Source organism: Mesorhizobium sp. WSM4813, assembly GCF_055811555.1.
Genome location: NZ_JBVVQU010000009.1, coordinates 42,257 through 57,138, shown reverse-complemented (window position 1 = coordinate 57,138; position 14,882 = coordinate 42,257). Strand labels below are relative to the sequence as shown.

The window sequence follows — 14,882 nt, the reverse complement described above, 5'->3', positions numbered from 1 at the left end:
GCCGCGGAACTAGCCATCCGTCAGCTTCGGCCTTTTGCCGCGTGGACGCTTGGGCGGAGCGCCGGCAAAGCCCGGACCGATGCCTTGCGGTGCGTCGTCCGGCACTCCCTCATGGGCGGCATGCTCCTTGTCGAACTTGATCACCGGCTCCATTTTCGCCAGCACATCGTCGGCAAGCCAGCACAGGCTCATATGGCCGTCGCCGAGATGCTTGACCGGCGGCACCTGCGTCTCGCAAAGATTGTCCGGCACCAGCTTCTTGTAGCCGCAGCGGGTCTGGAACGGACAGCCGGTCGGCGGGTTCATCGCCGACGGAATGTCGCCTTCCAGCACGATGTGCTTCTTGATTACGCTGGTGTCAGCGATCGGGATCGCCGACAGCAGCGCCTCGGTGTAGGGGTGATAGGGCGGCGAAAAGATCTGGTCGGTCGTGCCCTGCTCGACGATATAGCCGAGATACATGACGACGACGCGGTCGGCTATGTAGCGCACCACCGACAGGTCGTGGCTGATGAACAGCATCGTCGTCTTGTTCTTGCGCTGGATGTCCATCAGGAGCTCAGTCACCGCAGCCTGCACCGACACATCGAGTGCCGAGACCGGCTCGTCGGCCACCACCACCTTGGCGTCGCCGGCAAAGGCCCGCGCCACGCCGATGCGCTGCTTCTGGCCGCCGGAAAGCTGGCGCGGCTTGCGGGTCTCGAACGCCCGCGGCAGCTTCACCAAGTCGAGAAGCTCCAGCATGCGCTGGCGGCGGTCGGCGACGGTATTGCCGACGTTGAACTTTTCCAGCGTGCGGATGATCTGCGAGCCAACCGAGTGGCTGGGATTGAGCGTGTCGAACGGATTCTGGAACACCATCTGGATCGACGACACCGTCTCGACGCTGCGCTTCTCGACGCCGGTCGACTCGATCCGCTGGTTGCCGAGTGTCACGGTGCCCGAGCTTGCTGTCTCCAGTCCGAGCAGCACCTTGGCCAGCGTCGACTTTCCGCAACCGGACTCGCCGACGATGGCGACGGTCTCGGATTCGCGTGCCATGAAGGAGATCGTCTCGTTGGCCTTGACGACGCGGCCTTCGCTCGAGCCGAACACTTCGCTGCCGCCGACCTTGTAGTACTTCTTGAGATCCTCGATCTTGAGCACCGGCGCTCCGGGCTCGACGCGCTCGTTGACCTTCTTGGCGCCGGGCGGCAGCGCTTCCCAGTCGATCTCGTTGAAGCGCACGCAGCGCGAAAAATGGCCCTCATGGCCGTCGACCGCGATCATCGGGATTTCGGCGGCGTTGCAGACGCCCTCGACGAAATGGTGGCAGCGGGGGCCGAAATTGCAGCCCTTCGGCCGCTCGTGCGGCAGCGGCAATTGCCCCGGGATTGAGATCAGAGGCCGCGAATTCTTGTCGGCGCCGGGCAGCGGGATCGAGCGGAACAAGCCTTGCGTGTAGGGATGGCGCATCCGGTCGAAGACGTCCTTGATCTTGCCGGTCTCCACCGCTTCACCCGAATACATCACCGTGATGCGGTCGCAGGTTTCCAGGATCAGGCCGAGATTGTGCGACACGAAGATCATCGAGGTGCCGAACTTCTCGCCGAGCCCCTTGACCAGGTCGACGATGCCGGCTTCCACCGTCACGTCGAGCGCCGTCGTCGGCTCATCGAGCAGGAGCAGCGCCGGCTTCGACAGCAGCGCCATGGCGATCACGATACGCTGTTGCTGGCCACCGGAAAGCTGGTGCGGAAAGGAGCGCATCATGCGCTCGGGATCGGGCAGCCTGACCGAGCGCACCATTTCCAGCGCGCGCCTATAAGCCTCTTCCTTCGACACCTTGTCGTGGATCAGCGGCACTTCCATCAGTTGCTGGCCGACCTTCATCGCCGGGTTCAGGCTGGCCATCGGCTCCTGGTAGATCATCGCGATCTTGTTGCCACGGATTGCGCGCAGTTCCTCGTCGGACAGCTCGCCCATGTCCTTGCCCTGGAACTTTATCCGGCCGCCGACGATCTTTCCGATGTTGGAGAGGTCGCGCATGATGCCGAGCGACACGGTCGACTTGCCGCAGCCGGATTCGCCGACGATGCCCATCGCTTCGCCAGGCATGACCGTGCAGGAGAAGTCCATAACGGCCGGTATCTCGCCCTTGCGGGTGAAGAAGGAGATCGACAGGTTCTCGATCTCGATGATCGGCCCAGTGGTCGGCTTGGCGGGATTTCGAACTGCCTCATTCATGGGTCGCTCCAATCCTGGTTCTTTCAGCATATCGGGTCGAGAACCCGTCCATCAATCTTTCATCGATTGTTCACGCAGCGAGTCGGCCAGCAGATTAAGGCCCAGCACGAACGACATCAGCGCGATCGTCGGCGGCAGCGCCGGATGGATGAAGGAGCGCAGCAGCCGGCTGGCATCCTTGATCGCGGTGCCCCAGTCCGGGCTCTCGGGCGCCAGCCCCAGGCCGAAATAGCCGAGCGTGCCGAGCAGGATCGTGGTGTAGCCGATACGCAGGCAGGCATCGACGATCAGCGGCCCGCGCGCATTGGGAAGTATCTCCCACAGCATGATGTACCAGGGCGATTCACCGCGCGTCTGCGCCGCCGCCACATAGTCGCGCGTTTTGATGTCCATGACCAGGCCGCGCACGATGCGGAACACGCCGGGGCTGGAGGCGAACACCACCGCGACGAAGATGTTGAGCTGGTTGGGATCGATATGGATGATCCTGAACGGGTCGGCATCGAAGACCAGCCCGGCATAGACCCAGCCGCCAATGATCAGCGTCAGTCCTAGGAGGATGTAAAGGCGGTCGGGCCGCTTCTTATAGCGCGTCCAGAACAGCACGCTGAAGAAGATGATCGGAAAAAGGAAGAACAGGCCGGCCATCGCATAGGGGATAGGTGTCTCCATGATGCCCGGCGTCACCAGGAGGTAGAACAGCAGGATCACCGGGAAGGCGAGCACCAGATTGGCGAGGAAGGACAGCACCGTATCGATCCTGCCGCCGTAGTAGCCGGCCGGCAGGCCAAGCGTGATGCCGACCATCAGCGCGAAACCGGTCGCCGCCGGCGCGATGATCAGCACGATCTGGCTGCCATAGACCATGCGGCTGAACACGTCGCGGGCAAGCTTGTCGCCGCCGAACAGGTAGACAAGTCCCGATTGCGGCTCGACCGCGCCCGGGAGTGCATCCTTCATGATCGGGATCTGGACAAGCGGATTGAAGGGCGAGATGGTCGACGCGAAGATCGCCGTGAACAGCCAGAACAGGCAGATGCCGACGCCGACGATGCCGACGCTGCTGTCGAAGAGCTGACCGTAGAGGCCAAGCCTCTTCTTGTAGGCAAAGCTCGCCCCCATCACCAGGACGAGAGCGATCCAGACCGGCCAGAAACGAGCAAGCACGCCAAGCACCACATTGAAGGCGCCGATATATTCAAGCTGCATCCGCCCGATCCTCTATTGAACTCTGATACGCGGATTGAGAAACGCGTAGCCGACATCGGAAATGAGCTGCGTGATCAGGACGATGAACACCGAGACCAGGGAGCAGCCGAGCAAAAGATCGATGTCGTTGTTGCCGGCCGCCTCGACCAGCGTGTAGCCAAAGCCCTGGTAGCGGAACATCACCTCGACGATGACGACGCCGGTGAGCAGCCAGGGAAATTGCAGCATAATGACAGTGAACGGCGCGATCAGCGCGTTGCGCAGCGCGTGCTTGACCACGACGCTGCCGAAGGAAAGGCCCTTCAGCCGGGCGGTGCGGATATATTGCTGCGTCATCACCTCGACCATCGAGGCGCGGGTCATGCGGGCGATGTAGCCGATGCCGTAAATCGCCAGCGTCATGACTGGCAGCGTGAAGTTGTAGAAGGTGATGCCCCGGCTGGCCGAAGCCGCCGAACCGTTTAGCAGGCCGAGCCATGAGGCAAAGATGACGGTAAAAATGACGCCCGACACATATTCGGGCGTCGCCGTCGAGGCGATCGAGGCGACGGACAATGTCCGATCGGTTCGCGAGCCCTCGCGCATGCCGGCGAGGATGCCGATCAGAAGCGAGATCGGCACCATCACCACAAGCACCCAGAACATCAGGATGCCGGTGGCGCCGAGCGCCGGGAAAAGCTTCGACGCTACCGTCGTCTTGAACTTGGTCGAGCAGCCGAAATCACCTTGCAGGACGCCGGAGAACGTCGGCTCGACAGGATCGTTGCAGAAGGAAAAACGTCGCGCGGGGTTGCCCGTTGCCGGGTCTGTGACCGGCTGTTTGGGCACGATACCCAACCATTGGCCATACCGGGAGAAGAAATTCTGGCGATAGCCATGGTTGACCAGCCAGCTTTCGAGCTGCTCGGCCGAGGTGTGCATTTCGGTCTGGCTGATCGCCAGTTTTTTCAGATTGGGGTCGAGATTGATCAGGAAGAACACAACCATCGTCAGGCACAGCATCGTCAATGCCATGGTGCCGAGGCGTCGAAGGATGAAAGAAAGCATGGCGGTCCCCCTGCCAGTCTGGTTGGGGTTGAGGCCGGCTTGGAGCCAGCTTAGCCGCTATCGGCAGAGCTGGCTGTCAAACGGACCCTCAGAATGCGATCAACCCTGTCTTATTGCACGCTCCCATCCAAAAAGTCCGCGCCTTTCTTGCTGCGCCGACTTTCGGTTGCGGGATCATGCATGGCGCGGGTGGAAGGGGCGAACGGCCCCTTCCACGATCGATCCGATCAGGCCTCGTCGAGCCAGACCTTGCCGTAATCGCGCTCGAAGGTCGGGTGCATGGCGTAGTTCTTAACGGCAGCCACCGAGTGACTGTAGAGCTTGCGCCAGTAGGGCTGGATGATGATGCCTGAATCCTGCAGGATCTGCTCGATGTCCTTCATCATCTCCTTGCGCTTGGCGGCGTCGGCGACCGCAAGCGCGGCGTTGAGCTTGGCATCCCATTCGGGATTCGACCAGGCGGTTTCGTTCCAGGCTTCGCCGGTGCGGTAGCCGATCGCAAGAACCTGGACGCCGAGCGGCCGCATGTTCCAGTTGGTCATCGACAGCGGATACTTCGTCCAGTCGTTCCAGAACGTCGAACCCGGCAGCACCGTGCGCTTCACCTTGATGCCGGCGTCGCGCATCTGCGCGGCGATCGCATCGCCGGTATTCTTGTGCCAGTCTTCGTCGACCGTGATCAGCTCGTGCTCGAAATCGGCCTGACCGGCTTCCTCCATCAGCGCCTTCGCCTTGGCCGGATCGCGGGCAATCTTCGGCAGTTCGTAATATTCCGGATGGATCGGGCTGACATGGTGGTTTTCGGCGACAGTACCGGCATTGGCCATGCCAAGCTGCAGCACGACGGCGTTGTCGACTGCGAGCTGCAGCGCGTTGCGGACCTTCTGATCGTCATAAGGCTTGTTGGCCACATTGGTGCGGCAGACGATGGTCGCTGCGGTGACCACCTCGTACTTGACCAGGTCGACACCGTCGAGGATCGACACATAGTCGGCCGACGTCTCGAAATTGGTATGGACCTCTCCCGACTCGAAGGCGCTGACCGTAGCCGCGGGATCGGTGCCGTAGTCGATGAACTCGATGCCGTCGAGGAAGACCTCGCCGTCCCACCACTTGTTGTCTTCGCGGCGCTTGTAGACGACTTTCTGGCCGACATCGTAGGAGACGAGCTCGAACGGGCCGGTGCCGATCGGGCAGGCTTTGAAATCGCCGCCCTTTTCGTCGAAGGTCTTGTGGACGATGAGGCCGGGATAGTCGCACACGTTGGGAATGAGCGCGATATCAGGCGTGCTGAGCTTTAGCTTGACCGTGTGTTCGTCGACCTTGGTGACTGCGCTCTCATCCAGCTTGTCGTCCTTGACCAGCGAGCCGAGACGACCGGGCATGGAATTACCTTCGGCTTTCTTGTCGGCCCAACGCTTGAAGTTGAAGATGACGTCATCCGCAGTGAACGGATCGCCGTTGTTCCAGGTGACGCCCTTGCGCACATGCAGCGTGTATTCGGTGGCGTCGTCGTTGACGTCCCAACTCTCGAGCAGGTAGGGGCGGAACGTGAATTCGTTTGTGTACTTGACCAACGGCTCGAGTGCCTGGCGCTCGGCATTGGCGATTTCCGACCAGTCGGCCTTGCGCGGATCCTTCGGATCCTTGATCCACATGGCGACCTTCAATATGCCGCCCTTCTTGCCCTGTACGTCCTGCGCTCTCGCCGGCGTCGGGTCGGCGAGGCCGAGCATACCATAGGCCATCGCCGTGGACGCGCCGAAGACGCTGGCCAGAGCCAGAAACTCGCGGCGATCGACACGTCCGGCCTTGGCTTCTTCGGCCATTGCATGGATGTGATCCGGAACGCGATCGCCATTACTCTTGTAGATTGTCATCATGAACTCCCATTGTTGGCTTTCTGCCTTTTACCATTCCGCATCCGGGCCATGATGTCAAAAAGGGCACGGATTGGGAACATGCCAAGGAATGTGCAACTTTGGAAGGGAAGCAGTTCGCGTGATAACGACAGTGTTGGCGCAAAATTGCTATTGCCCGGCAGATTCCGTTCGAATCTCCGGCATCGATCAAACTGAGACATTCACGACAGCGCGGCGCGTGCCGTTGGGCGCGCAAAGGAGGCTGTAGCACTTTGATTTTGCGCATAATCCCCAACCGAAAATTGATCCTGATTTTCGGCGTCATGCGCGAAGCTTTGCACAGCGCCAGCGCGGACAGGATGCCAAAACGGCGACGACTGTCGGATTGCCAGATCCTTTCGCGTGGCCGGCTTCAGTATTCGCGTTCGTAGAAAACGCCGCCCTTGGCTTCGCCGGCATCGGTGGCCTCACCGCGCAATTTGACGCCGCGCCCGACGTCGAGATCGATCGCCGCCTTGCCCGAACCCGGCTTGTCGCCCTTCTGGATCGTCACATAGGTGCGGTCGTTGAGATATTTGCCGGCCGAGACCGCGGTGCCGCCCTCCTCGTCGGTGATGACGTCGAGATCGTCGACGCCGATCGCGCTGCGCAGGTTCTGGAGCAGCGAGGTCGAGCCGCTGATACCGGCCAGCTGAGCGGCGGCTTCGGCAAGCTGGGCGATCTGCAGCGGCGACAGGTTCGACATCGAGCGGCCGAAAATCAGTTGCGCCAGAACCTCGTCTTCCGGCAGCGCCGGCACCGACGAGAAGTTGAACTTCGGATTGGTCGCCTCGCCCGATACCACGATGGTGACGGTTGCGCTGCTCGTCGTCGACGTCGCCGTGAGGTTGAGATAAGGCACCAGCGAGCCTGAAAAGCCGACTGTGCCTTCGGTGAAGGTCAGCCGCTTGGCGAGGATCGTCAGCCGCCCACGCTGCAAGTCAAAGGTGCCGACCGCTTGCGGCGACGATGCCGGGCCGGTCAGCCGCAGCGAACCGCCAAGCTCGGCATCGACACCCCTGCCCTGGATGAAAATCCGGCTCGGCGCGTTGACCGTGACATCGAGGTTGAGGCCGCCACCGCTGCCGCCGCTCGCCGTCGCCGGGCGCAACGCCTTGTCCTGCGCGCGCACGGCGGCCGGTGCGTTCTTGTGCTTGACGTTGAGCGCCGCAAGCGAGCCCGGCAGCTTTTCGGGAACGGTGATGACGGTCTTGGCCAGGTTGATCGTACCCGAGATCACTGGCGCCGACGCGAGCGGCCCCTTGATGGTCAGGTCGCCGCTGAGATTGGCGGTGACCACCCTGCCGTCGGTGTAGCGGCCGTCGACGAGCTTGACCGACAAGTCGGCCGGAAAACCTTGCCCCGGATTGATGCCGACCGTGCCGCTGGCCGACAGGCTGCCGCGCGTCGACAACGTGCCGGTCAGGCGGTTGATCCTGGCGACGCCACCGCCGATCACCACATCGGCGGTGATATCGTTGATCGCAAGTCCCGAGCGTGCATCGATCAGGCGGGCACCTGAGGTGCGGACCGTGCCTGTGATCACCGGCGACGTCGCCGGGCCGCGCACCTTCAAATTGACGTCGGCCGTGCCGTTCAACGACAGGCCTTGCGCGGCCAGCGTCCGGGTGAGGAAGGCAAACGGCACCTTGCCGGAAAAGTCGAGATCAAGGGTGGGCGTGCCTGATGTCGTCATCGTGCCGCCGCCCTTGAGGCCGAGACCGGCGCCGTCGCTCATGTCGGCGTCGAAGGTCAGTCTGTTGCCTGAATACGTGCCGGAGGACGAAATTCCCATGCCGCCGAAACCGGCACCGCGGGTTTGCGACGTCTGGACGCCTGCGGCGTCGATCTTGAAGGCGACGGCCGGATTGGCCGGCGCGCCCGTCACCTTCACCGTGCCCGAGATCGAGCCGGCGGCATCGAGGCCCGGCGAAAAACTGTTGGCGAGCGACATCGGCACCCGCGCCAGCGTCGCGTTGAGGTTGAGCGCCTCTCCGACCTTGCCCGAAACCGTCGCCGTGCCGCCGCCGAGGTTGAGCGCGAGCCGATCCAGGCTGGTGGTGCCATTGGCGATGGTGATGGTCGAGGCCTGCGCGATCGCCGCCTTGATGCCGCGCACGGTCGCCTGGCCGGAGGTGAGCTCGACCGCCGTCGTGCCGTTGGCGACCCTGACGCGGCCGGCGGCCCTGGCCGGAATGTCCTTGACGGTGGCGCCACCGGAAAAGCCGGTCCAGTCGCCGTCGCGGGTGAGATCGACGTCGATGTCGCGAATGACGGTGCCGCCGGAGGTGACGCTGTCGGCGCGGATCTTTCCGGAGATCACCGGTGCCGCGAGATAGTTGGCGATCGATGCATCGATGGTGACCGTCTTTGCCGAGATATCGCCGCGTGAAATCGAAGCCGTCGAAGCCTTGATGGTGACCTCAGGCACACTGCCGGTCTTCGAGAAGACGACCGTGCCGCGCACGTCGCCTTCGGCCTTTTCCAGCGCAAGGGCTGCGAGCGGTCCGATATCAGGCAGGTCTAGCGCCACAGTGCCATCAGGCACGAACGCCTCATCAAGCACCAGGTCGCCTGATACCCGGTTCTTGCCGAGCGACAGCAAAAGCCCGTCGATGGCGCGTTTGCCATCTGACGTCGCCAGCACAGCACTGCCTTGCAGGGGCTGGCCCGCGACATTTCCGGTCAGTTGGACATTGGCCGCCGGGTTGGCGGCATCGGCCTTGCCGGTAGCCGTGAGCCTCAGCCCGGTGATCTCGCGTTCGGCCACCGAGAGCCGGTCGCTGTTGACCGTCAGCGACAGATCGGGCGCGGTGCTTGAGCCTTGCGCATTCAGCGCGAAGGCGATGGCGCCCTTGGCATCCTTCGACAGAAGCGAGATGTCGGCCAGCGCGCCTTTGATGTCGGCAGTGAGTTTGCTGTCGGAAAGGCTGGCCTGCCCGTCGGCGGTCAGCGCGCCGGACACCAGCCTGATCGCGTTGGCGGTGACATTACCATTGGCATCGCGCTTCAGCGCGGCACTGAGTTCCGTCCGCTCCGCGAGCACACCGCGCGCTGCGGTCGGCAGTGCTGCGGAAGCCGCATCCGCCTTAAGATTGAGATCGATGGCGCCGTCGGCCAGCGAGACCCTCCCGTTGAAGCCGGTGTTCAGCGCGTCGCCCGTCACCGACCCGCTGTCGATGACGATGGTGTCAGTGGCGAGGCTGCCGGCAACTTTAGCGGTGATCTTGCCGGCGAACAGCGGCGCGATGGTCGGATTGTCCAAGCCGATCTTGTTTGCCGTCACCGTGCCGGAGATCGGCCCTATTCGGCCCTTCACATCGAAGGCGTCCGAATGCAATGCCAGGGTGAGCCCCTCGACCTTGGTAAAATTCGTCGCGACCGAAGGCAGGACAGCGGAGATATCGAGCTTCGGCTGCGTGCCCTGCCCCGCAGCCTTTACCGAAAGCGCCTGCAGCTCGAGCTTGATCGGGCTCTCGGTGCTGCCAAGCGCCAGCGGCAGGCTCGGGCCGGTCGAGACGAGGTCGAGTGCAAAATCGCTGGCGCCGTTCGGATTGATGGTACCGGCGGCCTTGCCGGAAATTTTGTCGCCGGCAAGCGTCGCGTGGTCGATGGCAATGCCGCCGGCGGACGAGAAGCTGCCTGCCGCATCGACATTGAGCAGACCGAGCCCGGCCTGGCGGGTCTGGCTGGTCTCGGCGCCGCTGAGCTGCGCATCGAAACGAATGTCAGGGGCTGCCGACGGTCCCGTCACTTGCGCCGTTCCACTGAGCGTGCCCGCGGCGTCGAGGCCGGGTGAAAAATCATTGGCAAGAGCAGCCGGCAACGCGGAAAACTCTGCCGCGAGGTCGAGCGTCTGGCCTGCGGTGCCGGACACGGTCACCGATCCGCCGCCGACATCGAGCATCAGCTTTTCGATACTGGCCGTGCCGTTGGCAATGCTCAGGCTCGACGGCTGCGCGATCGCTGCCTTGATGCCGCGAATGGTCGCTTCGCCCGAAGCGATTTCGACGCTTGTCATGCCGTCCGCGATCTTCACCCTGCCTTCGGCCGTCGCCGGAATGCCGGCGACGGTGGCGCCGCCGGAAAACCCGGTCCAGTCGCCGTCGCGCTTCAAATCGACACCGATGCCGCTGATCACGGTGGCGCCTGATGTGACCGTATCGGCCTTGATCGTGCCGGAGATCGCCGGTGCCTTGAGATAGTTGGCGACCAGCGCGTTGACGGCGATGGTTTTCGCCGCCAGATCGCCGCGCGAAATAGACCCGCTCGTCATATCGATGGCGACCATCGGCGCGCCACCATCATTCGAGAGGCGGATGCTGCCCTGCACGTCGCCCGCCGCCGTCTGCCCGGCAAGTGCGGCCAGCGGGCCGATATCGGGCGCTTCGAGTGTCAGCGTGCCGAGCGGCAGCAATCTGTCGTCGAGAGCGAGATCGCCCGAAACCTTGTTGTCGGCCAGCGACAGGCTAAGCCCGTTGAGGGAACGCTTTCCGTCACGCGTGACCAACGATGCCCTGAGATCGAGCGGCTGGTCGTCGACGGACCCGGTCAGTGAGACATCGGCGGCGGGGTTGGCGATGTCGGCCTTCCCCGTCGCCGCCAGCTTGATCGTCTTGACCGTATGACCGGACGCCGTCAGGCTGTCGCTGTCGGCCGAGACCGAGAAATCCGGCGCCGTGCGCGCGCCGCTCGCCGTCAGCGCGAAATCGACGGCCCCGCCGACCGGTACGCCCACCATCGGCGACAGCACCGAAACATCGCCGAGCGTGCCCTTGATGTCGGCCTGGATGTCTGTGCCCGTCGCGCTGGCGGTGCCGCTGGCGCTGAGCGAGCCTGAAGTGAGTTGCAGCGTATTAGCAGCAAAGGAACCTTGCGGATCGCGGGTCGCAGTCGCCGAGAATTTCACGCGCTCACCGAGAACCGAGCGGATCTGCGGCGGCAGCGCTGTCGAGACGGCATCGGCATTCATCTTGAGCGTCATCGCCAGATCAGCCAGCGTCACCTTGGCCGTCACTGAGGCATTGAGCGCGGCGCTGCGCAGCGTGCCCTGGTCGACGGCAATCTCGTTCTTGCTGATGGACCCGGCGAGCTCCGCTGTCACTCTGCCGGTCACCAGAGGCGCCAGCGTCGCCACGTCGGTATTCAGGCCGCCGGCTGTAAGCTTGATGCTGACCGGTCCGCTGCGGTCCTGGATGTCGAAGCCGTCGGAATGGATTGCAGCCGCCAGATCGTCCACCCGCGTGCCGCCCGCCACCACCGAAACCAGGGACGCGCCGATGTCGACTATCGGCGCCTTGCCGCCGCCGAACGCGCGGAACGTGGCGCCGGTGATCGCGACGGTCACCGGCTGCGCCGCAGTGCCGAGGCTGAGTACGATCGGTGGACCCTTGGCAGCGAGTTCCACCGAAAGGTCGCTGGCGCCATTGGGGTCGATGATGCCCGCGGCGGTGCCATGCACGGCATCGCTGTCGATGCTGGCGCGCTCGACTTCGACGCCGCCTGTCACGATCGCGGTTCCGGCAAGGTCGAAGCTGGTCTTGCCGGCCAACAAGGACTTCAGATTGTCGGGCAAGAAGCGCTGGAAGTCACCGTCGCCCTTGGCCTCGACATAGTTGCCCTTGTCGGTGAGCTGGTGGCGACCGGTGAGCTGGGTGACGATCTGGCCGTCGACGACGAAGGTACCGATGCCGCTCCAGTTGGCGACCGGCCCCGTGCCGGTGATGACAATGTTGACCGGCGGCGCATCCGGCAGTTTGAGCAGATTGGCGATAATGCCGCCGGCCGGCTCCGATGCCTTCAGATCGAGATCGAGCTTGTTGTCGGCGGGCGCGAAATGGATATTGGCGTCGACCTTGCCTTGCTTGCCGTCGTGGCGGGTGATGTTGAGGCTGGTTTCGAGCGCCAATGGCGCCGCGTCGGCCTTGAACGAACCCTTGGCCGCGAGTTCGGCGATACCGCTGCCGGCCAGCGCCTGGCCGAGCGCGATTTCTGGCAGGTCGATCTGCTTGATGTCGAGCGACACCGGCAGCGTGGTGGCACCACCTTGGCTCGGCTGCGTGCTTGCCACCGGCAGCCGTGCCAGCTCGATGCGACCGGCGGCGATGCGGCCGGCGCTGAAGTTTTTCGAAAGAAGCTCCAGCGGCGACCAGTCGACGGCCACCTTGCGCGCCACCAGCCAGGGGCCCTGGCGATCCTCCAGCACGACGTGGTCGACAGTCAGCGCGCCGGACCAGATGCCGTCGATGCCGCTGACCGTGATCTTCCGGTCATCGGTCGACGCCATGGTCGAGATGATGCCGGCGAGATTGTCGCGGCCGCGCTCGGTCTTGGTCAGCACGACAAGCGCACCGACCACCGCCGCCACTAGGATGAGCAGCGTGTAAAGAAGAATGCGAAGGACGCGCTTGAACATTGTCATCAAAACGCCTGGCCGATGCCGGCATAGATGCCGAAATGCGGGTCATCGGGATCCCGGTTGAGTGGCACCGCCGCATCGATGCGCAGCGGTCCGAACGGCGTAATATAGCGCAAGCCGACGCCGGCGCCGACCTTCATGCCAGAAAAATCCGGGAATTGATTGGTCGAGACGGTGCCGGCGTCGACGAACGGCACGACGCCGATCGTGTCGGTGATCGCGATGCGCATCTCGACCGAGGTCTCGAAGAAGGATAACCCGCCGATCGGCTCTCCGGCGGCGTCCTTCGGACCGATGCCCTGATAGGCATAACCGCGCACCGAGCCGCCGCCGCCGGAATAGAAGCGGCGGTCGGCCGGAACATCCTGAAGGCCGGCACCGATGATCGAGCCGATGGCGACACGTTCGGCCAAGACGAACTTCGAGGCCGCGTCGAGCGCCTGATAGGCAGATCCTTCGCCCCTCAGCTTGACGAAGGCCGCACCATTCAAAATGTCGTAGCTCGGCTCGGCATAGGCCAGCGCCCTGAATCCCGTCGTCGGGTTCAGCCGGTTGTCGCGGTTGTCGAAGACATATCGCAGCGGAACGCTGGCGATCAGATAGGTGTGCTTGCCGAAGGAATCGGTGATCTTCGAATAGTCGAGCGCGACTTCCGCCGAAACCGTCTGCTGCCTGTCGAGTTCATAAGACAGGCCGGTGCTGCCCTTGACCGAGAAACGGTCGTAGGCGTCGGGATGCTCCAATACCGTGTTGACGCCGGCGAAGAATTTCGACGCCGGCCCGACCACGCCCGGCTTTTCGAACATGATGCCGGCATTGTAGTTGAGCTCAGTCAGCTCATTGCTGCCGATGCCGCTGATTTCGCCCTCGATGCGCAGCTTTTCGGCACGGCCGAACAGATTGCGGTGGCCCCAATAGCCTTCGAGGCCGAGCCCCTCGGTGTTGGAGAAGGTGCCGCCAAGGCCAAAGTAGCGCGGCTTGCGCTCGCTCACTTCGACGCCGATCGGGATGTTGCCGTCGGCGTCGAGACCGTCGGCCTCCTTCAGCGTCACGCTGTTGAAGACTTCGAGCCCGAGCAGCCGGTCGCGCGCCTGGTCGACCTCTTCCGGCGAATATTGGCGGCCGCGCTTGAGGCCGGTCATGTATTCGGTGAAATCGCGGTCGACCTTTTCGGTGCCTTCGACCGTGGTGTCGCCGTAGCCGGCAACCGGCCCGGCCGCCACGGTAAGCGTCACGTCGAGCGTCGAGGTGGCGTGGTCGGCAACGATCTCGCGGTTCGTCACCTTGGCCAACGGCCTGCCTTCCTCCTTGAGCGCCCGCACGATCGACGCCTCGGCCTTGAGCACGGCACCCGAACCCGCGTCGCCGCCGGCGATCAGGCCGAAATCGGCGCCCGCCAGCCCCGCCGCATCGCCCTCCAGCCTGATGTCGCCAAGCGTGAATTTCGGCCCAGCCGCAATGTTGATCACCACAGGGATCGGCTGCGGACCCGAAAATTCGGCGTCGGGCGGCAAATCGTCGAGCGGCTTGCCTTCGATGGTGATGGTGACTACGCCTTCGTAGCGGGCGTCCGCATAAAGTGCGGCGACAAGCTGATCGCGGTCGCCACGCGCCTTGGCCAGCAGGCCGAGCGAACCGGAGACCGGACGTTCTTCGTCGTCCTTCAGCGCCGAGGCGTTTTCGAGCTTCTCGGCGAGGTCCTCGTCGGCGTCGGGCGCCTCGATGGTCACCGCATAGCGCAGCGGATCGACAATATCGGCGTCTTCATCCTCTGACGACCCCCAGAGCTTGATGCCGAAGATCTCGAAAGCGGCCGTATTTCCGCTCGCGGCAACCAATGCAGTCGAGCACAGCAAGGCGAAAAGCAGGGCGTGCGAAAGCACGCGCCGTGGCGCGGTTCCTCCCGACATCTGCCTTTCATACGCCGACATTACAACTCTACACTAGCTGCCAAAGCTAAAATTGGAATGAACTTCTGAATTGCTCGTAAAGGAGCCACAATCCAATTGTCTGAAATGGACAGGGCTTGGAATTCACACCTTCTGCGTCGCCGCAAGAATGCGTGATCCCTGTCCTATCGA

General features: G+C 63.4%; 6 protein-coding genes. All 6 read right to left on the bottom strand.

Features of this window, described 5'->3' with window-relative positions:
* Positions 1-9 precede the first annotated feature (9 nt).
* The 6 genes from AC0L25_RS07190 to AC0L25_RS07165 all read right to left on the bottom strand — a co-directional run bounded on the left by AC0L25_RS07190 (position 10) and on the right by AC0L25_RS07165 (position 14,732).
* Positions 10-2,226, bottom strand: a complete 2,217-nt coding sequence (locus tag AC0L25_RS07190) for a dipeptide ABC transporter ATP-binding protein (protein ID WP_473594844.1) — start codon at positions 2,224-2,226, stop codon at positions 10-12.
* A 51-nt stretch (positions 2,227-2,277) separates the two neighbouring features.
* The gene (locus tag AC0L25_RS07185) at positions 2,278-3,435 is read right to left on the bottom strand and encodes an ABC transporter permease (RefSeq protein ID WP_352955132.1); all 1,158 of its coding nucleotides are present in this window, start codon (positions 3,433-3,435) and stop codon (positions 2,278-2,280) included.
* Positions 3,436-3,447: 12 nt separating this feature from the next.
* Positions 3,448-4,482: an ABC transporter permease gene (locus tag AC0L25_RS07180; RefSeq protein WP_352960464.1), complete on the bottom strand. Its 1,035-nt coding sequence runs from the start codon at positions 4,480-4,482 to the stop codon at positions 3,448-3,450.
* A 227-nt stretch (positions 4,483-4,709) separates the two neighbouring features.
* Complete coding sequence (locus AC0L25_RS07175) at positions 4,710-6,362, bottom strand: ABC transporter substrate-binding protein (RefSeq protein ID WP_029351582.1); 1,653 nt, start codon at positions 6,360-6,362, stop codon at positions 4,710-4,712.
* Between the two features lie 394 nt (positions 6,363-6,756).
* Positions 6,757-12,804 (bottom strand): translocation/assembly module TamB domain-containing protein, encoded by a 6,048-nt coding sequence (locus AC0L25_RS07170; RefSeq protein WP_473594843.1) that lies wholly within the window; start codon positions 12,802-12,804, stop codon positions 6,757-6,759.
* Positions 12,804-14,732, bottom strand: a complete 1,929-nt coding sequence (locus AC0L25_RS07165; RefSeq protein ID WP_473594842.1) for an autotransporter assembly complex protein TamA — start codon at positions 14,730-14,732, stop codon at positions 12,804-12,806. The genes AC0L25_RS07170 and AC0L25_RS07165 overlap by 1 nt, the downstream gene beginning before the upstream one ends.
* Positions 14,733-14,882 lie beyond the last annotated feature (150 nt).